Source organism: Rhizobium sp. 2MFCol3.1 (assembly GCF_000377565.1).
GTDB lineage: Bacteria > Pseudomonadota > Alphaproteobacteria > Rhizobiales > Rhizobiaceae > Rhizobium.
This window is the reverse complement of sequence record NZ_KB898354.1, coordinates 273,871-291,331: the sequence shown is the minus strand read 5'-3', so window position 1 is coordinate 291,331 and position 17,461 is coordinate 273,871. Positions and strand designations below refer to the sequence as shown.

Annotated in this window: 21 protein-coding genes; 16 read left to right on the top strand and 5 right to left on the bottom strand. The window is 63.3% G+C overall.

Going from position 1 to position 17,461, the window contains the following annotated elements:
* The first annotated feature begins 374 nt into the window (after positions 1–374).
* The 5 genes from D460_RS0104320 (at position 375) to xdhC (ending at position 6,699) form a co-directional block, all read left to right on the top strand.
* On the top strand, positions 375–1,151 hold the full coding sequence (locus D460_RS0104320) for a 3-hydroxybutyrate dehydrogenase (protein ID WP_018897280.1): 777 nt from the start codon (positions 375–377) through the stop codon (positions 1,149–1,151).
* A 33-nt stretch (positions 1,152–1,184) separates the two neighbouring features.
* On the top strand, positions 1,185–2,651 hold the full coding sequence (xdhA, locus tag D460_RS0104315; RefSeq protein ID WP_018897279.1) for a xanthine dehydrogenase small subunit: 1,467 nt from the start codon (positions 1,185–1,187) through the stop codon (positions 2,649–2,651).
* Between the two features lie 217 nt (positions 2,652–2,868).
* On the top strand, positions 2,869–5,211 hold the full coding sequence (gene xdhB / locus D460_RS0104310; protein WP_018897278.1) for a xanthine dehydrogenase molybdopterin binding subunit: 2,343 nt from the start codon (positions 2,869–2,871) through the stop codon (positions 5,209–5,211).
* Positions 5,208–5,693, top strand: coding sequence for a DUF559 domain-containing protein (locus D460_RS0104305; RefSeq protein WP_081619846.1), 486 nt, complete (start codon positions 5,208–5,210; stop codon positions 5,691–5,693). Before xdhB ends, D460_RS0104305 begins: the two co-directional genes overlap by 4 nt.
* 187 nt (positions 5,694–5,880) lie before the next feature.
* The gene (gene xdhC, locus D460_RS0104300) at positions 5,881–6,699 is read left to right on the top strand and encodes a xanthine dehydrogenase accessory protein XdhC (RefSeq protein WP_018897276.1); all 819 of its coding nucleotides are present in this window, start codon (positions 5,881–5,883) and stop codon (positions 6,697–6,699) included.
* On the opposite strand, the gene D460_RS0104295 is transcribed toward xdhC, so the two are convergent.
* The gene (locus tag D460_RS0104295; protein ID WP_018897275.1) at positions 6,672–6,887 is read right to left on the bottom strand and encodes a hypothetical protein; all 216 of its coding nucleotides are present in this window, start codon (positions 6,885–6,887) and stop codon (positions 6,672–6,674) included. The two genes, xdhC and D460_RS0104295, sit on opposite strands and share 28 nt — an antisense overlap.
* Before the next feature lie 101 nt (positions 6,888–6,988).
* Here D460_RS0104295 and D460_RS0104290 point away from each other — a divergent pair, with 101 nt between their 5' ends.
* On the top strand, positions 6,989–7,894 hold the full coding sequence (locus D460_RS0104290) for a LysR substrate-binding domain-containing protein (RefSeq protein ID WP_018897274.1): 906 nt from the start codon (positions 6,989–6,991) through the stop codon (positions 7,892–7,894).
* On the opposite strand, the gene D460_RS0104285 is transcribed toward D460_RS0104290, so the two are convergent.
* Entirely contained in the window at positions 7,888–8,250 is a 363-nt protein-coding gene (locus tag D460_RS0104285; protein ID WP_026282780.1) for a hypothetical protein, read from the bottom strand. The genes D460_RS0104290 and D460_RS0104285 overlap by 7 nt on opposite strands.
* Positions 8,251–8,464: 214 nt before the next feature.
* Between D460_RS0104285 and D460_RS0104280 the strand changes: the two genes are divergently transcribed.
* From D460_RS0104280 to D460_RS0104255, 6 genes are all read left to right on the top strand, one after another.
* Entirely contained in the window at positions 8,465–8,719 is a 255-nt protein-coding gene (locus D460_RS0104280) for a hypothetical protein (RefSeq protein ID WP_018897272.1), read from the top strand.
* A complete protein-coding gene (locus D460_RS32575; protein WP_018897271.1) occupies positions 8,719–8,904 on the top strand; it encodes a hypothetical protein in 186 nt (61 codons plus the stop codon). Before D460_RS0104280 ends, D460_RS32575 begins: the two co-directional genes overlap by 1 nt.
* Positions 8,905–9,101: 197 nt before the next feature.
* Positions 9,102–10,346 carry a urate hydroxylase PuuD gene (puuD, locus tag D460_RS0104270; protein ID WP_018897270.1) on the top strand — a complete coding sequence of 415 codons (1,245 nt, stop codon included), beginning with the start codon at positions 9,102–9,104 and terminating at the stop codon, positions 10,344–10,346.
* Positions 10,343–10,816 (top strand): hypothetical protein, encoded by a 474-nt coding sequence (locus tag D460_RS0104265; protein ID WP_018897269.1) that lies wholly within the window; start codon positions 10,343–10,345, stop codon positions 10,814–10,816. Before puuD ends, D460_RS0104265 begins: the two co-directional genes overlap by 4 nt.
* Before the next feature lie 44 nt (positions 10,817–10,860).
* On the top strand, positions 10,861–12,168 hold the full coding sequence (gene guaD / locus D460_RS0104260) for a guanine deaminase (RefSeq protein ID WP_018897268.1): 1,308 nt from the start codon (positions 10,861–10,863) through the stop codon (positions 12,166–12,168).
* Positions 12,169–12,282: 114 nt separating this feature from the next.
* Positions 12,283–12,591, top strand: a complete 309-nt coding sequence (locus tag D460_RS0104255; RefSeq protein WP_026282779.1) for a hypothetical protein — start codon at positions 12,283–12,285, stop codon at positions 12,589–12,591.
* Positions 12,592–12,609: 18 nt separating this feature from the next.
* Here D460_RS0104255 and D460_RS0104250 read toward each other — a convergent pair whose 3' ends face one another.
* Together D460_RS0104250 and D460_RS0104245 are read right to left on the bottom strand one after the other, a co-directional pair.
* Positions 12,610–13,206: a dihydrofolate reductase family protein gene (locus D460_RS0104250; protein ID WP_026282778.1), complete on the bottom strand. Its 597-nt coding sequence runs from the start codon at positions 13,204–13,206 to the stop codon at positions 12,610–12,612.
* Positions 13,207–13,303: 97 nt separating this feature from the next.
* On the bottom strand, positions 13,304–14,140 hold the full coding sequence (locus D460_RS0104245) for a LysR family transcriptional regulator (RefSeq protein WP_018897265.1): 837 nt from the start codon (positions 14,138–14,140) through the stop codon (positions 13,304–13,306).
* Between the two features lie 97 nt (positions 14,141–14,237).
* Here D460_RS0104245 and D460_RS0104240 point away from each other — a divergent pair, with 97 nt between their 5' ends.
* From D460_RS0104240 to D460_RS0104225, 4 genes are all read left to right on the top strand, one after another.
* A complete protein-coding gene (locus D460_RS0104240; protein ID WP_018897264.1) occupies positions 14,238–15,206 on the top strand; it encodes a quinone oxidoreductase in 969 nt (322 codons plus the stop codon).
* A 93-nt stretch (positions 15,207–15,299) separates the two neighbouring features.
* Positions 15,300–16,442 (top strand): alpha-hydroxy acid oxidase, encoded by a 1,143-nt coding sequence (locus D460_RS0104235; protein WP_018897263.1) that lies wholly within the window; start codon positions 15,300–15,302, stop codon positions 16,440–16,442.
* 43 nt (positions 16,443–16,485) lie between these two features.
* The gene (locus D460_RS0104230; protein WP_018897262.1) at positions 16,486–16,674 is read left to right on the top strand and encodes a type II toxin-antitoxin system HicA family toxin; all 189 of its coding nucleotides are present in this window, start codon (positions 16,486–16,488) and stop codon (positions 16,672–16,674) included.
* A 2-nt stretch (positions 16,675–16,676) separates the two neighbouring features.
* Entirely contained in the window at positions 16,677–17,081 is a 405-nt protein-coding gene (locus D460_RS0104225) for a type II toxin-antitoxin system HicB family antitoxin (RefSeq protein ID WP_026282777.1), read from the top strand.
* Between the two features lie 18 nt (positions 17,082–17,099).
* On the opposite strand, the gene D460_RS0104220 is transcribed toward D460_RS0104225, so the two are convergent.
* The gene (locus D460_RS0104220; protein ID WP_018897260.1) at positions 17,100–17,378 is read right to left on the bottom strand and encodes a type II toxin-antitoxin system prevent-host-death family antitoxin; all 279 of its coding nucleotides are present in this window, start codon (positions 17,376–17,378) and stop codon (positions 17,100–17,102) included.
* Positions 17,379–17,461 lie beyond the last annotated feature (83 nt).

Sequence of the window (17,461 nt, the reverse complement as noted above, 5' to 3'; positions counted from 1 at the left end):
GCTTCGGATTGAATGAATAATGCAGGCAAACGAATGTGAAAAGAAATTAAAGTGAAATTTGTTGGGCGGTTGGTTTTGGGTGTTGCAGGCTTCGGGATGCCATCACCGTTGCATTCCGGGCGGCGTGCTTAGATCCTCGGCACGAGCCCGAGGATGACGTTGCGGGCGAGATTTCGCTTAGTGTTCAATCGGTTACAAAAAACTCGGCGTCATCCTCGGCCTCGTGCCGAGGATCTAAGCACGTCCCATCAGCACGACGGGAATGGCTCTCCCGACACTGATGCCTCCCCACAACATCGTCCCCCAATTGCCAGCCCAACCGATTCCGGACTACGCTCCTCACAACCGCGTCGCAGGACAAATCGGAGAACCTCATGGCCAGAACAGTCGTCGTCACCGGATCCACCAGCGGCATCGGGCTGGCGATCGCCACCGCGTTTGCCGGCAAGGGTGACAACATCGTCCTCAACGGCTTCGGAAAGCCCGAGGAAATCAAGGGCATAACCGAACGGCTTGAATCACTCTCGAAAGCAGGCGTCATCCATCACCCAGCCGACATGACCAAGCCCGACGAGATCGCCGACCTCATTGCCACCGCCGCGAAGACCTTCGGCACGGTGGACGTGCTCGTCAACAATGCCGGCATCCAGCATGTCGAGAAAATCGAGGATTTCCCCATCGACAAGTGGGACCAGATCATCGCGATCAATCTCTCCAGCGCGTTTCACACCATGCGCGCGGCGATCCCGCTGATGAAGGAGAAGAAGCACGGGCGCATCATCAATATCGCGTCCGCCCACGCCCTCGTCGCCTCGCCGTTCAAATCCGCCTATGTCGCGGCAAAGCATGGTATACTCGGCCTGACGAAGACAGCCGCACTTGAGCTTGCCGAAACGGGCGTGACCGTCAACGCCATTTGCCCGGGATACGTGCTGACCCCGCTGGTGGAAAAGCAGATCCCGGATACCGCCAAGGCGCGCGGGATGACCGAGGAACAGGTCAAGACCGAGGTGATCCTGAAGGCGCAGCCGACGCATGAATTCGTCAAGGCCGAGGAGATCGGCGCGCTGGCGCTTTATCTCGCCAGCGACGAGGCCCGCCAGGTGACGGGCACCCACATCTCGATTGACGGGGGCTGGACGGCGGCATAACCATTTCAAATAAAGAGAAAAACCGGGAACGACATGAACGACAGCATCCGCTTTATCCTGAACGGCGAAGAGGTCACGCTGAAAGACGTCAAGCCTACCGAGACGCTTCTCGATTTCCTGCGGCTGAAGCGCCGGCTGACGGGCACGAAGGAAGGATGCGCCGAGGGCGACTGTGGCGCCTGCACGGTTTTGGTCGGCCGGCTGATCGACGGCAAGTTGCACTATGAATCCGTCAATGCCTGCATCCGCTTCATCGGCTCGCTGAACGCCACCCATGTCGTCACCGTCGAGCATCTGGCGGCCAAGGACGGCACGCTGCATCCGGTGCAGCAGGCGATGGTCGACTGTCACGGCTCGCAATGTGGCTTCTGCACCCCCGGCTTCGTCATGTCGATGTACGGATTGTGGCTTTCAAACAGCAATCCCGATCGCGCCGAGATCGAAAAGGCGCTGCAGGGCAATCTCTGTCGCTGCACCGGCTACGAACCGATCGTCAAGGCCGCCGAGCAGGTGGCGAGGACGCGGCCGAGCGCGCTGTTCGACCCGCTGGAGCGCACCCGTTCCGACATCGTCGCAAGATTGTGGGCGATGCAGGGATCGGGCACCATCTCGATCACCTCGGGCGAGGAACGTCTGCTGGTGCCGGGCTCGCTGGAAGCGCTGGCGCGCATTCTGGCCGACGAGCCGAAGGCAACCATCGTCGCCGGCTCGACCGATGTCGGGCTGTGGGTGACCAAGCAGATGCGGGCGCTGAACCCCGTGGTCTTCATCAACCATCTCCAGGAATTGCAGACGATCACCTCAGGCGAAGGCGGCATCACCATCGGCGCCGGCGTGACCTATACCCGCGCCTTCGAGACCATCGCCAGCAAGGTGCCGACGCTCGGCCGGCTGATCACCCGCATCGGCGGCGAGCAGGTGCGCAACATGGGTACGATCGGCGGCAACATCGCCAACGGCTCGCCGATCGGCGACAGCCCACCGCCGCTGATCGCGCTCGGCGCCACCGTCAAGCTGCGCTCGACGGAGGGCACGCGCATGCTGCGGCTGGAGGATTATTTCATCGACTACGGCAAGCAGGACCGCCGCCCCGGCGAGTTCGTCGAGAGCCTCTTCGTGCCCTACCCGGCCGAGGACACGCATTTCGCCGTCTACAAGATCACCAAGCGCCGCGACGAGGACATCACCGCCGTCCTCGGCGCCTTCTATCTGACGCTCGACGAGCAGGGCGACGTCAACGATGTGAGAATAGCCTTCGGCGGCATGGCCGGCACGCCCAAACGCGCCCGCGCCGTCGAAAACGAACTCATCGGCCGGCCGTGGAACGAAGAAACGATCGAGACGGTGAGATGCGCCTTCGACAGCGATTTCCAGCCGCTTTCGGATTGGCGCGCCACGTCGGAGTATCGGCAGCTGACGGCGAAGAATTTGCTGACGCGGTTTTATCTGGAGACGACGGGTGCGCCGGCTGAGTTGCGGCGGTTCGAGGAGGTGGTTTGATGATTGCTGATACGCAGCGTTGTGCCGTGAAGCCCCCTCATCCGACCCTTCGGGCCACCTTCTCCCCTATGGGGCGAAGGGAAGATGGAGCGAGCGGCCGACCCCGAGTCTCTTCTCCCCCACGGGGAGAAGGTGCCGGCAGGCGGATGAGGGGGCCACTCGGCACAACGTCAACCCCCACCCCCACATCAACACCCACCACAGGAGGCAACCCCTGATGGACAAGTCTGCCTTCCCCGATCCCACCTTCATCATATCAGGCCAGATGCACGCCTCGCGCCGCCATGACAGCGCCCACAAGCACGTCACCGGCACGGCCGATTACATCGACGACCTTCCGGAGCCCGCAGGCCTGCTCCACGGAGCGCTCGGCCTGTCGGATCGCGCGCATGCCGAGATCGTCAGCATGGACCTCTCTGAGGTCGCAGCCACCCCCGGCGTCGTCTGGGTCTTCACCGGCAAGGACGTGCCTGGGATCAACGACGTCAGTTCCAACGGCAGCCACGACGAACCGCTGCTCGCCGAAACAAAAGTCGAGTTCCACCAGCAGCCGATCTTTGCCGTGATCGCCGAGACCCGCGACATCGCGCGCCGCGCCGCCCGCAAGGCGAAGATCGAGTATCGCGATCTCGCCCACTGGAGCGACATCGACGGTGCGCTGGAGAACGGCGGCGCACTGGTCACCAGCCCGATGACGCTGAGCCGCGGCGAGGCGAAGACAGAGATGGAAAACGCCGCCCGCCGGCTGAAGGGCCAGATGCGGATTGGCGGCCAGGAGCATTTCTATCTCGAAGGCCAGATCGCCATGGCCATTCCGGGCGAGGACGATGAAGTCGCCGTCTGGTCCTCGACGCAGCATCCGAGCGAGATCCAGCACACCGTCGGCCATGTGCTCAACATCCCCTCCAACGCCGTGACGGTGAACGTGCGCCGCATGGGCGGCGGCTTCGGAGGCAAGGAAACGCAGGGCAACCAGTTCGCAGCCCTCGCCGCCATTGCCGCCAAGAAGCTGAAACGATCAATCAAATTCCGCCCCGACCGCGACGAGGACATGGCAGCAACAGGCAAGCGCCACGACTTCATGGTCGATTACGAACTCGGCTTCGACGAGGACGGCCGCATCCACGCGGTCGACGCCACCTATGCGGCCCGCTGCGGCTTCTCGTCGGATCTCTCAGGCCCGGTCACCGACCGCGCGCTGTTTCATGCCGACTCAAGCTATTTCTACCCGCATGTGCACCTGACCTCGAAACCGCTTAAGACCCACACCGTCTCCAACACCGCCTTTCGCGGCTTCGGCGGGCCGCAGGGCATGCTGGGCGCCGAGCGTTTCATCGAGGAAATCGCCTATGCCGTCGGCAAGGACCCGCTCGATATCAGAAAGCTGAATTTCTACGGCCAGCCCGGCTCCGGCCGCACGCTGACGCCGTATCACCAGGAGGTCGAGGACAGCATTCTGGAGCGGATCGTCGGCGAGCTCGAGGAGAGCGCCGACTACCAGGCGCGGCGCCGAGAGATCATCGAATTCAACCGCGACAGCCGCTACATCAAAAAGGGCCTCGCGCTGACGCCGGTGAAGTTCGGCATCTCCTTCACTCTGACCGCCTTCAACCAGGCCGGCGCCCTCGTCCATGTTTACCAGGACGGCTCGATCCACCTGAACCATGGCGGCACCGAGATGGGCCAGGGCCTTTACACGAAGGTTGCGCAGGTTCTGGCCGACAGCTTCCAGATCGATATCGAGCATGTGAAGATCACCGCGACGACCACGGGCAAGGTGCCCAACACCTCCGCCACGGCAGCCTCTTCCGGCACCGATCTCAACGGCATGGCTGCCTACGACGCCGCCCGCCAGATCAAGGAACGCCTCGTCGCCTTCGCTGCCGAGAAATGGGACGTCCCGGTCTCCGAGATTGCCTTCCTGCCCAACCGGGTGCGCGTCGGCAACCAGGAAATCCCCTTCCCCGATTTTATACGGCAGGCCTATTTTGCCCGCGTCCAGCTGTCGGCCGCCGGCTTCTACAAGACCCCGAAGATCCACTGGGACCGCGCCGCCGGAAAGGGCACGCCCTTCTATTACTACTCCTACGGCGCCTCCTGCACCGAAGTCTCGATCGACACGCTGACCGGCGAATATCTGATCGACCGCACCGACATCCTCCACGACGTCGGCCGCTCGCTGAACCCGGCCATCGACATCGGCCAGGTCGAGGGCGCCTTCGTGCAGGGCATGGGCTGGCTGACGACGGAAGAGCTCTGGTGGGACGCCAAGGGGCGCCTGCGCACCCACGCCCCCTCCACCTACAAGATCCCACTCGCCTCCGACCGCCCGAAGATCTTCAACGTCAAGCTGGCCGAATGGTCCGAAAACGCCGAACAGACCATCGGCCGCTCCAAGGCCGTCGGCGAACCCCCCTTCATGCTGGCGATTTCGGTGCTGGAGGCGCTGTCGATGGCCGTGGCGAGTGTGGCGGACTACAAGGTTTGCCCGAGGTTGGACGCGCCGGCGACGCCGGAGCGGGTGCTGATGGCGGTCGAGCGGATGAAGGCGGTGGGATGAATGGCACGTTACATGTCCCGTCCGGCACGAGAGAGCTGAGGTGTCACGTGTCTACGCCGCCCCGACCCGTCATCGCCAAGCGCAGGCCGGGCAAGACCACGCAGGCGCGCCGCTTGCGGCATGATGAGACGGATGAGGAACATCAGCTTTGGCGCGATCTGCGCAACCGCGAGCTCAATGGGTACAAATTCGTCCGACAGGTTCCGATCGGACCTTACATTGCCGACTTTCTCTGCAGGCGCGTGCGCTTGATCGTCGAGATAGACGGCTTCCAGCATGCGGATAGCGAGAGGGATAACAGGCGAACAGACTGGCTGAATATCAACGGCTATTCGATCCTGCGATTCTGGAACCACGAGATTACCCGGGACCGGCATGCGGTGCTGGAGACGATCTTGGCTGCAGTGGAAGGGCGCATCTTCGCGCGCGATGAGGTATTGCGGTTCTATCCTGCGATCGTTCCGCCGGAGGTGCGCCGTTGACCTCTCGTTCGAACCACGCCCCCTCATCCGACCCTTCAGGCCACCTTCTCCCCGTTGGGGAGAAGAGGGAGCAAGAGGCACTGGCGGCCGCCACAAGTCTCTTCTCCCCAACGGGGAGAAGATGCCGGCAGGCAGATGAGGGGGAGCCACGGAAACAACGCCGTCAACAAGAACACGGCGCATCCCCATGACCACCCTCCCCCAATTCCTCGCCACCCACGCCCACACCATCCTGATCGACATCACCGCCACCCAGGGCTCCACCCCGCGCGAAACCGGCACCTTCATGCTGGTCGCAATCGACAGCATCTGGGGCACCATCGGCGGCGGACAGTTCGAGTTCATGGCGATCGCCAACGCCCGCAAGCTTCTGCAGGGCGCTGACGGCCGGGAGATGATGGATATCCCGCTTGGCCCTGAGATCGGCCAATGCTGCGGCGGGCGCACGCAGCTCAGGTTTCGTCGTGTGACGGATGCCGTTATCCGCGAGCTCGAGGAGCGGCGCAGCGATGAGGCGGAGCGGCGCGCGGAGGTGTGGTTGTTCGGCGCCGGCCATGTCGGGCGCGCGCTCGCGACAGCGCTTTCGCCGCTGCCGCTCGACGTCACCGTGATCGAGACCCGGCAGGACGAACTCGAGCACCTGCCTGAAGGCATCAACGCCCGGCTCGTCGCCATGCCGGAAGCGCTGGTGCAGGAGATGCGCGAGGGCGCCGTCGTCGTCATCCTCACTCACGACCATGCGCTCGATTTCCTGATCGCCCGCGAGGCGCTCGCCCGCACCGATCTCGCCTACACCGGCATGATCGGTTCGGCCACCAAGCGCGCCACTTTCGCAAGCTGGCTGCAGCGCGAAGCGGGTGGCGAGAAGGAATGGATGGAGCGGCTGACGCTGCCGATCGGCGGTCAACAGGTGCGCGACAAGCGGCCGGAAGTGATCGCCGCCATGACCGCGGCCGAAATCCTGACCGCGCTCGCCGCCTACGGTGTCCGCGCATCCTCGATATAGGGATCGCGCCCATCCATGAAGCCGAGGTCGCGCTTGACGCGATCCGGCATGCCCTCGAGATCCAGCCGGTCCGGCCGCGCCAGACGCACGGCAAGCCCTCGCAACAGATGCGCCAGCCACTCGAAGGCCTTGCTGCGGGTCGGTTCGGCCACGTGTTGGGCCAGTTGCTCGTTGGTTACGCAAGCCATGACATCACCTCGATAATCTGATCTGATGACTTGCAGATTGCGCCGATTAATGCTGCAATTCCAATCGAACAACCGTCTGCATGCATAAAGAGAACTTATCCATGAAGCTGTCCAAGCAGGTTCCGCTGAATGCGCTGCGCGTCTTCGAGGCCGTGGCAAGGCTCGGCAGCTTCACCAAGGCCGGCAACGAGCTCGGCATGACGCAGACGGCCGTCAGCTACCAGGTGAAACTGCTGGAGGAGAATATCGGCGAGCCGCTGTTTTTGCGCCGCCCGCGCCAGATCAGCCTGACCGACACCGGCGAACTGCTGCTGCCGAAAGTGTCCGACGCCTTCGTGCTCCTGAACGAGGCGATGGCCGAGGCGCGCGGCGAGATCGAATCGACGCTGCTGATCAACACCATCGCCACCTTCGCCTCGCACTGGCTGGCGCGCCGCCTTGGCACCTTCCAGCTCCGGCATCCGGCGATCGCGGTGCGGCTGTCGACGTCGGAAGCGCTGATCGACTTCACCCGCGAATCCGTCGACGTCGCCATCCGCTCGGGCGACGGCAACTGGCGCGGGCTGATCGCCGACAAGCTGCTCGATGTCGACTTCACCCCGATGCTGAGCCCGAAGCTGGCAGAGAGCGTCGGCGGCATCCACAAGCCCGAGGACTTGATGAAGCTGCCGATCATCGGCGCCACCGATCCCTGGTGGCAGATCTGGTTTGCGGCAGCAGGCCTGACCGATCTCGGCCTGGAATCACGCCCGCGCAGCCAGTATGGCTCGCAGACCTTCGAGGCGAGTGCCGCCATGGCCGGCCAGGGCGTCGCCATCCTGACGCCCGCCTTCTACGGCGACGAGCTTGCCCAGGGGCGGCTCTATCAGCCCTTCGAGATGACCTGCACCGACGATCGCGGCTACTGGCTGGTCTATGCCGAAAACCGCCGCAACGTCCCGAAAATCAAGGCCTTCCGCAACTGGATCCTCGAGGAGATCGCCCGCGACAAGGACGCCGCTCAGTAACCCATCTCGGGCGCGTAGAAGCAGCGCGGCGTATCCTCGTTTGGAAACAGGCAGAGATGGTAATCGCCATCGCCCGATTTCATCGCCCGGCCCATCGGCAGCAGGAAGACGTGGGCGTGGGTGACGAGCCGGTGGTCACCAGGCAAAAGCGTCACCCGATAGCCGTTCGGCGTGATCGCGACGCTCTTCGGCGGGATCATCTGGCAATCGCCCGTCTCGTTGTCGCCGTTGCAACAATAGGGCTCGTACGCCCAGCCGGACGGTGCGTCATGGGCCTGGGCTCCACCGGTCTGGACGCCGGGGATTTGGAAACAGGACGAAAAGGCAATCATCACAACCACAAGAATACTGCGCATCAGCATCTTCTCCGTCGATGAATGCGCCGCCACGCCGATGCGGTTTCCCCTCGTCTCGGCGGCCTTGAGTAAAACTGTAATGAAGTCTTGGCATTTCAATGGCGGCGGTTTGATCGGCTTTGCTTCACCGTGGGCATTCAAATGCGGTGGCGGGAAATATTTGCGCGCGGAGCCGGGATTATGTAAATTTGCGTAAATGTTGGGAGCGCCCGATATGCAGAGCAGTCGCCCGATCAACCTGCAGAAAAATCTCGGCGTCGTCTTGAGACCAGCCGATGTGGAAGCGGTGCCGAACGACGCACCCAAATCCCGCCCCGCGCTTCATCGCCGGACGGCCGACCCGCTGGGCTACGACACTCAAGATCCTGGCTATATCAATCAGGTGGCGAGCGACGCGCTGGCTGGAAAGCATCCCGAGGAGATCGCGCGCGAGATAGACAACGCGATGCGCCGGTGGAGACTGCGCTGATGGACAAGGAAATCGCGCCCAGGATTCCCCATAACAAAGCGCGGCCCGTGGAACTGACCCGTCCCAACACGAAGACGATGGCCGCGATGGAGGAAGCAAGAGCCATCAAGGCTGGTTATGGCAACGTTTTCGACACCGCCGATAAACTGCTTCAATCGCTCGAGCGGGACAAGGTTGCCAAATAAGGATACGCGGGAGCGCCGCAGCGTTCCGTTGGCAGCGTAGAGGGACACACGGCGGGAGCTATGGGCACCCGAAGACCCGCTCTACGTCCGAAAGCCGTGATTTCCGCGCCCACAACGTGGCGGTGTTGCCCCAATCCCCCTTTTCTCCCGCCCAAACATTCTGCACACTGCTGAATCGGAGAGAATAGGGGAACTGAATGTATGAATACGCCATAGCGTGGGAATGGCTGGCCTTTGCGGCTCGCTGGTTCCACGTCATCACCGCCGTTGCCTGGATCGGCTCGTCCTTTTATTTCATCGCGCTCGATCTCGGCCTGGTAAAGCGTCCGCATCTGCCCGTCGGCGCCTATGGCGAGGAGTGGCAGGTGCATGGTGGCGGGTTCTATCATATCCAGAAATATCTGGTGGCGCCGGCTCAGATGCCAGAGCACCTGACCTGGTTCAAATACGAGAGCTATTTCACCTGGCTCTCCGGCTTCCTGATGCTCTGTATCGTCTATTACGGCGGCGCCGATCTGTTTCTGATCGATCGCCACGTGCTCGATGTCAGCGCACCGGTCGCGATCGCCATCTCGCTCGCCTCGCTGGCCGTCGGCTGGATCGTCTACGATCTGCTCTGCAAGTCGCCGATCGGCCGGAACACCTGGGGCCTGATGATGGTGCTCTATGCCGTGCTCGTCTTCATGGCCTGGGGCTATACGCAGCTCTTCACCGGCCGCGCCGCCTTCCTGCATCTCGGCGCCTTCACGGCGACGATCATGTCGGCCAACGTCTTCATGATCATCATCCCCAACCAGAAGATCGTCGTCGCCGACCTGATCGCCGGCCGCACGCCGGATGCGAAATATGGCGCGATCGCCAAGCAGCGCTCGCTGCACAACAACTATCTGACGCTGCCAGTCATCTTCTTCATGCTGTCGAACCATTATCCGTTGGCCTTCGGCACGGCCTACAACTGGGTGATCGCCGCACTTGTCTTCCTGATGGGCGTCACCATCCGCCACTGGTTCAACACCACGCATGCCCGCAAGGGCCGCCCGACCTGGACGTGGCTGGCGACGGTGATCCTGTTCATCCTGATCATGTGGCTTTCCACCGTTCCCAAGGTGCTGACCGGAGAGAAGGACGCGACCGCCGAAACCGTCGCGCCCGCCTTCCAGCAATTCGCCGGCGATCCGCACTTTCCCGCCGTCAAGCAGCTCGTCGGCACCCGCTGTTCCATGTGCCATGCCGCCGAGCCGGTTTATGAAGGCCTGGCGCGGCCGCCGAAGAACGTGATCCTCGAAAACGACGCCGAGATCGCGGCGCATGCCCGCGAGATCTACATCCAGGCCGGCCGCAGCCACGCCATGCCGCCGGGGAACGTCACCGACATCACGCCGGACGAGCGCAAGCTGCTCGTCGCCTGGTTCGAAAGCGCTGTCGAGGGCAAACGCGAATGATCAAAGGCCTCCGCCCCCTGCTTCTGGCCAATCTTATCGCCCTCTCAGGGCAGGCATGGACGGAAGCGCGGGCCGAAGAGGCCATCGCCAAACAGGAGGACGTGAAGACCACAGGCACCGTCCCCGCTGATATCACCGCCCCCACCGATCTCTGGGGCGAGGTCAATGTGCTGGGCACCGGCCCCTTCTGGGCGCTCAGCATCCGCGAGGGTCAGATCACCTTCAGCCGGGCGGGCAAGAACGACGTCATCACCATCAACCCCGGCCCGATGGCCATGACTGAAGACAGCGCCACATGGACCATCACCCACCCGCCGCAGCGCTACACGCTGACAGTCACCAAAGAGACCTGCGTCGACGGCGCATCCACGAAGCGTTACGATCTCGCGGCAAAGCTGGTATTTCAGGGCAGGACATTATACGGCTGCGCCGCATCGGTGGCGGCCCTCCCCGCCAAGCCCGCGCCCTGAGCCCCGTTCCGACGACGACACGCAATCGATAAAGGCGAACGCCCATGACCCAAACCCTCCTCCGCGGCCGCCTGCTCTCCTTCGTCAGCGCACCCCAGAGCCTGACCGACAGCGACAGCTATCGCTACGAGACCGATGGCGGCCTGTTGATGGACAATGGCGTCATCGTCGAAAGCGGCCTCTATGCCGAGGTCAAGGCCAAGGCCGCGGCCGATGCAGTCGAGATCGACCACCGCCCGCATCTGATCATGCCGGGGTTCATCGACATGCACCTGCATTTCCCGCAGATGCAGGTGATCGCCTCCTATGCCGCCAATCTTCTCGAATGGCTGAACACCTACACCTTCCCCGAGGAATGCCGCTTCGTCGAAAGCGCCCATGCTCAGCGTATCGCCACGCATTTCTACGATGAGCTTATTCGCCACGGCACGACGACGGCTGTCGCCTACTGCTCCGTGCACAAGACCTCCGCCGACGCCTTCTTCGGCGAAGCCATGAAGCGCAACATGCGCATGGTCGGCGGCAAGGTGATGATGGACCGCAACGCCCCGCAGGGTCTGCTCGACACGCCTGAGATGGGCTACGACGAGACCAGAGAGATCATCGCCGAATGGCACGGCAAGGGCCGCAACCACGTCGCTATCACCCCGCGCTTCGCCATCACCTCGACGCCCGCCCAGATGGAAGCGACTCAGGCGCTCGCCCGCGAATTCCCCGACCTGCACATCCAGACGCACCTCTCCGAGAACCATGACGAGATCAAGTTCACCTGCGAGCTCTATCCCGACGCGATCGATTACACCGATATCTATGCCCGCTACGGCCTGCTCGGCGACAAGACGCTCTTCGGCCACTGCATCCACCTGTCGCAGCGCGAGGCGGACGCGATGAGCGAAGCCGGCGCCATCGCCGTCCACTGCCCGACCTCCAATCTCTTCCTCGGCTCGGGCCTCTTCCCGCTGAAGGCGCTGATGCGCCGCGACAAGCCGGTGAGGATCGGCGTCGCCACCGATATCGGCGGCGGCTCGAGCTATTCCATGCTGCGCACCATGGACGAAGCCTACAAGATCCAGCAGCTGCTCGGCGAACGCCTGAACCCGCTGGAGAGCTACTACCTGATGACGCTTGGCAATGCCCGATCCCTCTCGCTTTCCGACCGCATCGGCACGCTCGACAGGGGCACAGATGCCGACGTGGTGGTGCTCGATGCCGGCGCGACACCGGCCATGGCGCTGAAGATGGAAGTGGTGAAGACGCTGCCGGAAGAGCTCTTTCTGCTGCAGACCATGGGCGACGACCGCGCCATCGTCGAGACCTATGTCGCGGGCGTGGCGGCGAAGGGTGCTCTTTAGGATCAGGCTCCTGCTTCACTATGTGTCGCATCGGACGTCGCGCCAATCGCGCATGGGTTGATCGCGGCCAATCGTGTCCTAGTTGAAACAGCTGCAGCATCCATGGAGGGGATCATGCGCATGAAAGCAGCCTCGACGCTCGGACTTGTCTTCTGCCTGCTCGCAACGCCGCTCGCGGTGCCGACCCCGGCGCGGGCCGTCACCATCAACATCAATATCGGAACCAACCTCAACCACGGCCGGCCGATCAGCTGCCGCGAGGGCGAGTTTCGGATCCGCGACCGCGGCTTCCGTGACGTGCGCCGCATCGATTGCCGCGGCCGCTATTTCGTCTATCGCGGGTGGCGCGGCGTCCAGCGCTTTGAAATCTCGCTCGACAGCCGAAACGGCCGCGTCGTGGACGTGCGCCGTATCCGCAGGTAGCGGTTCGTCGAGGTCCCGTCACGCCCGCCGATAGACCTGCGCGATGGCACCCTTTGGAAACACCCGCGTGCTGACCAATTGCAACTGCCTCGGCTGCGCCAGATCGGAGAAGATCGGCTGGCCGCGTCCGAGCGCCAGCGGATAGACCATCAGCATATATTGATCGACCAGATCATGGGCGATAAGGCTGCGCGCGAAGGTGGCGCCGCCATGGGCAATGATCGGCTTGCCGTCTTCAGCCTTCAGCCTGGTGATTTCCTCGGCGAGATCGCCGCTCGCCACATAGGCCGTGCTCCAGCTGTCGGCGCCGGGTTGCGGCTCGCCCGATGGCGCCGCGTCGATCGCCTTCGGCAGGATCGCCGCACCCTTCTTCGAAAACACCGCCTTGGGAATCTGGTTCATCGCGGGCGCGAAGACGTTGGTCGATGTCGGCCAGAAGCGCGCCATTCCCTCGAAGGTGCGGCTGCCCATGATGTGCAGGCCGGCATTCCAGGCGTTCTCGACCTTCCAGGCGATCGCCTCCTCGTCACCGGTGAAAATCCAGTCGGTCTCACCCTCGGGGCCGCTGACAAAACCATCAAGCGTCATCGCCATGGCCAGGATCAACTCTCGCATCGCTTCCTCCTCTTGTGTTCCTCCCAAGGACGGATCGGTCAAAGCTATTCCGACATCGGCCGAACCGGAAATACGCATCTGCTCAGCAATCGCGCCGTCAACGCGCGCGCAGCGCATCCATCACCGCCCGCACCAGCGGCACATCCTTGATGTCGCTATGGACGACAAGCCACAGATCGCGCGTGATATCCGCGCCATCAAGATCCATCCGCGCCAGCCCTTGGCCCTCTGCGATGAAATCGGGCAGCAGCGCCACGCCGCCACCAGCCTTGACCGCCGCCACCTGAAACGCCAGCGTCGAGGCCCGGATCGCGATCGGCCGGCCGGCGGCGATCTCCGCCAGCCGCTCCTCCTGCGGCGATGACGCCATGCCCTCATCATAGCCGATGAATGTCCAGTCGCGCTCGGGCACCGTCTCGGCATAGCCTGATGCCGCATAGGCATGGAAACCCACCTCGCCGATCTTCGAGACAGTCAGATCGCCACTCTCAGGCCGATTAAGGCGCACGGCGATATCGGCCTCCCGCCGCCCGAGCGAGGCATAGCGCGTTTCGCCGATGAGCGTGACCCGGATGCCGGGATGGCGCGCCCTCAGCCGCACCAGCGGCGGCGCCAGAACCGCACCCGCATAGGCCGGCGGCGCGCTGATGCGGACCTCGCCGACATGGCTTTGATCGGCACCGATGCCGCCGCGCGCGATCGTCATCGCATCGGCGCTCATGCGCTCGGCGATCGCGGCAACACGCGCGCCCTCCGCCGTTAGCAGAATCCGCCGCCCGCGCCGGTCAACCAGCTTCGCGCCGATCGCGCGCTCCAGATGCGCCACCCTCCGCGACACCGTCGCATGCTCGACCCCAAGCGCCCGCGCAGCGCCCGACAAGGTTCCGAGTTGCGACAGCGCCAGCAAATGGCGCAGATCTTCCCAATCCAGCATTGATCATTTTTTCCCAAGTGATGTGAGATCATAGGGAATTTTCAATCACGCAACCATCCCCCATCTTCGGCGCCTAACAGGCACAGGAGATCGGAATATGGATATCGCAATCACCCTCACCACCCCCGGCGGCATCGAGCAGCTGAAGATTACCCTGCAAGAACCGCAGGCGCCGGGGCCGAACGAGATCCGCATCCGCCACGACGCCATCGGCGTCAACTTCCTGGATATCTATCATCGCAAGGGCCTCTATCCGCTCCCCGCCTACCCCGCCGTCATCGGCGCCGAAGGTGCCGGCGTGGTCGAGGCGGTTGGCTCCGAGGTGACGACGGTCTCCCCCGGCGACCGCGTCGTCTATATGGGCGCCCCCGTCGGCGCCTATGTTTCGACCCGCCTGCTGCCGGCGCATCGCGCCATCCGCCTGGCCGACGATGTCGGCTCGAAACAGGCCGCCGCCATGATGCTCAAGGGCATGACGGCCTATATGCTGCTCCATCGGATCCACACGGTGACGCCTGAAAGCACCGTGCTGGTGCACGCCGCCGCCGGCGGTCTCGGCACGCTTATGGTGCGCTGGGCCAAGCATCTCGGCGCCGCCGTCATCGGCACGGTCAGCAGCGCGGAGAAAGCAGCACTGGCCAGCGAGAACGGCGCCGACCATCTGGTGATCGGCCGCGATGCCGATCTGGTCGCCGACGTCATGGCGCTGACATCAGGGCGCGGTGTCGATGTCGGCTATGATGGGATCGGCGGCGCGATGCTGGCGAAGACCATCCAGTGCATCCGCCCTTTCGGCATGGCCGCGAGCTTCGGCCAGGCGGCCGGGCCGATACCGCCGGTGGCGATCGAGGCGCTGCGCCCGAACAAGTCATTGTCGCATCCGAGCATCATGGCGGCGAGCACCGATCCGTCTTTCTACCTGGAAGCGGCGACAGCGGCGATCGAGGCTATACGGCTCGGCATTCTCACGCTTCCCACCCGCGAATTCGCCCTCTCCGATGCCGCCGCGGCCCACACCGAACTGGAGGCCGGGCTGAGCAGCGGCAGCCTGTTGCTGATCCCCTGAACGGGCTTCGGCGCGGGCGAGAAAGATACCGTTTCGGATGTAAATTATATGTGATATGGCCGGTTGCATTATTCAGATGTGAAAGTCTTATCCATGACCAAACCTCTCACCATTGCCGATCTGAAATCCCTCGCACAGCGCCGCGTCCCCAAGATGTTCTTCGACTACGCCGATTCCGGCGCCTGGACGGAACAGACCTACCGCGCCAACGAGAGCGATTTCGCCAAGATCGGCCTGCGTCAGCGTGTGCTCGTCGACATGACGAACCGCACGCTCGAGACGACGATGGTGGGCCAGAAGGTATCGATGCCGGTCGCTCTCGCCCCAACGGGCATGACCGGCATGCAGCACGCCGATGGCGAGATGCTGGCGGCGCAGGCGGCCGAAGAGGCTGGCGTTCCCTTCACGCTGTCGACTATGAGCATCTGCTCGATCGAGGATGTCGCCTCGGTGACGACCAAGCCCTTCTGGTTCCAGCTTTATGTCATGAAGGACAAGGACTTCGTGCTGAACCTGATCAACCGCGCCAAGGCCGCCAAGTGCTCGGCGCTGGTCTTGACCGCCGACCTGCAGATCCTCGGCCAGCGCCACAAGGACCTGCGCAACGGCCTCTCCGCGCCGCCGAAGTTCACGCCCAAGCACATTTGGCAGATGGCGACGCGGCCCTTCTGGTGCCTCGACATGCTGCAGACCAAGCGCCGCTCCTTCGGCAACATCGTCGGCCATGCCAAGAACGTCTCCGACCTCTCCTCGCTCTCCTCCTGGACGGCGGAGCAGTTCGACCCGCAGCTCTCCTGGGCCGATGTCGCCTGGATCAAGGAACAGTGGGGCGGCCCGCTGATCATCAAGGGCATCTGCGACGTCGAGGATGCGAAGGCGGCAGCCGACACCGGCGCCGACGCCATCATCGTCTCCAACCACGGCGGTCGCCAGCTCGACGGCGCCCCCTCCTCGATCAGCATGCTGCCTTCGATCGTCGACGCCGTCGGCGACAAGATCGAAATCCACCTCGATAGCGGCATCCGCTCCGGCCAGGACGTGCTGAAGGCCGTGGCGCTCGGCGCCAAGGGCACCTACATCGGCCGCCCCTTCCTCTACGGCCTCGGCGCCATGGGCAAGGAAGGCGTGGCGCTGGCGCTCAGCATCCTGCGCAAGGAGATGGACGTGACCATGGCCCTTTGCGGCAAGCGCGACATCAAGGATGTGAACTCTTCGATCATCGCGGGACGGCAGTAGGCGCAATTTGAATTATACACACGATTGTGTATAATTCAGCCCGATGAAGAGCGCTGACGTCATTGCCCTGCTACAGAAAGCCGGCTGGTTCGAGGTCGGCCGCAAAGGCAGTCATGCCCAGTTCAAACATGCGGACAAGCCGGGCCGCGTGACGGTGCCGCATCCCAAGCGGGACATTCCGATCGGGACGTTGCGCAGCATCGAGAAGCAGTCGGGCCTGAAGTTGAGGTGATCATGCGCAACTATATCGGACTGATCCACAAGGACGCTAAGAGCGACTACGGCGTCTCCTTTCCGGATTTTCCCGGCGCCATCACGGCTGGCTCGACGCTGGACGAGGCGCGCGAAATGGCCGAGGAAGCCCTGGCGTTTCACGTCGAGGGATTGATCGAGGACGGCGAGACGCTTCCACAACCCTCCTCGCTCGAAACCGTCATGGCCAACCCGGAGAACAAGGACGGCGTCGCGATCCTCGTCTCGCTGAAAGCCGCCTCAAGCAGGGCCGTGCGCATCAATGTGACGCTGCCGGAAGATGTTCTGGCTCGCATCGACGCCGTCGCCGCAGCATCCGGCCTGTCGCGCTCCGCCTTTCTCGCCAAGGCCGCGAAGCACGAGATCGAGCGCAACGCAGCGGCTTAATTTTGCGCTGACGCGCCTTTAGCGGACGCCCTTGGCGAAGTCCTCAGGCTCGATGAGATCATGCTCTTCATAGCGGCCATTCTTGACTTCCTCGAACGCCTCCATCAACCGAACGGCATTGGCCGGCGTGGAAAGCAGATGCAGCGTCTCCATCATCCCCTCATACTCGTGCTTGTCCATCAGGATAACTGAGGGCTTGCCGTTGCGAACGATCTCCACGGCGACGCCGTGCTGCGAGACTTCATCAAGAAGGCTGGCGAGGTCGTTTCTGGCTTCTGAAAACGTGACGGTGCGCATGATGATCCCCCGCAACGACTGTACGATGTACCACACAAGCCGTTGCGAATGTCAATTTGAGCACCGGCACCGGCGCGAAATGC

Bases quoted from the DNA above. Each gene is read 5' to 3' on its own strand.
- D460_RS0104290 (WP_018897274.1), top strand. From the start codon at position 6,989: ATGAAGCTGTCCAAGCAGGTTCCGCTGAATGCGCTGCGCGTCTTCGAG.
- D460_RS0104230 (WP_018897262.1), top strand. From the start codon at position 16,486: ATGAAGAGCGCTGACGTCATTGCCCTGCTACAGAAAGCCGGCTGGTTC.
- xdhC (WP_018897276.1), top strand. From the start codon at position 5,881: ATGACCACCCTCCCCCAATTCCTCGCCACCCACGCCCACACCATCCTG.
- puuD (WP_018897270.1), top strand. From the start codon at position 9,102: ATGTATGAATACGCCATAGCGTGGGAATGGCTGGCCTTTGCGGCTCGC.
- D460_RS0104295 (WP_018897275.1), bottom strand. From the start codon at position 6,887: ATGGCTTGCGTAACCAACGAGCAACTGGCCCAACACGTGGCCGAACCG.
- D460_RS0104320 (WP_018897280.1), top strand. From the start codon at position 375: ATGGCCAGAACAGTCGTCGTCACCGGATCCACCAGCGGCATCGGGCTG.
- D460_RS0104225 (WP_026282777.1), top strand. From the start codon at position 16,677: ATGCGCAACTATATCGGACTGATCCACAAGGACGCTAAGAGCGACTAC.
- guaD (WP_018897268.1), top strand. From the start codon at position 10,861: ATGACCCAAACCCTCCTCCGCGGCCGCCTGCTCTCCTTCGTCAGCGCA.
- xdhA (WP_018897279.1), top strand. From the start codon at position 1,185: ATGAACGACAGCATCCGCTTTATCCTGAACGGCGAAGAGGTCACGCTG.
- D460_RS0104285 (WP_026282780.1), bottom strand. From the start codon at position 8,250: ATGCGCAGTATTCTTGTGGTTGTGATGATTGCCTTTTCGTCCTGTTTC.
- D460_RS0104305 (WP_081619846.1), top strand. From the start codon at position 5,208: ATGAATGGCACGTTACATGTCCCGTCCGGCACGAGAGAGCTGAGGTGT.
- D460_RS0104245 (WP_018897265.1), bottom strand. From the start codon at position 14,140: ATGCTGGATTGGGAAGATCTGCGCCATTTGCTGGCGCTGTCGCAACTC.
- xdhB (WP_018897278.1), top strand. From the start codon at position 2,869: ATGGACAAGTCTGCCTTCCCCGATCCCACCTTCATCATATCAGGCCAG.
- D460_RS0104250 (WP_026282778.1), bottom strand. From the start codon at position 13,206: ATGCGAGAGTTGATCCTGGCCATGGCGATGACGCTTGATGGTTTTGTC.
- D460_RS0104240 (WP_018897264.1), top strand. From the start codon at position 14,238: ATGGATATCGCAATCACCCTCACCACCCCCGGCGGCATCGAGCAGCTG.
- D460_RS0104220 (WP_018897260.1), bottom strand. From the start codon at position 17,378: ATGCGCACCGTCACGTTTTCAGAAGCCAGAAACGACCTCGCCAGCCTT.
- D460_RS0104265 (WP_018897269.1), top strand. From the start codon at position 10,343: ATGATCAAAGGCCTCCGCCCCCTGCTTCTGGCCAATCTTATCGCCCTC.
- D460_RS0104280 (WP_018897272.1), top strand. From the start codon at position 8,465: ATGCAGAGCAGTCGCCCGATCAACCTGCAGAAAAATCTCGGCGTCGTC.
- D460_RS0104255 (WP_026282779.1), top strand. From the start codon at position 12,283: ATGCGCATGAAAGCAGCCTCGACGCTCGGACTTGTCTTCTGCCTGCTC.
- D460_RS32575 (WP_018897271.1), top strand. From the start codon at position 8,719: ATGGACAAGGAAATCGCGCCCAGGATTCCCCATAACAAAGCGCGGCCC.
- D460_RS0104235 (WP_018897263.1), top strand. From the start codon at position 15,300: ATGACCAAACCTCTCACCATTGCCGATCTGAAATCCCTCGCACAGCGC.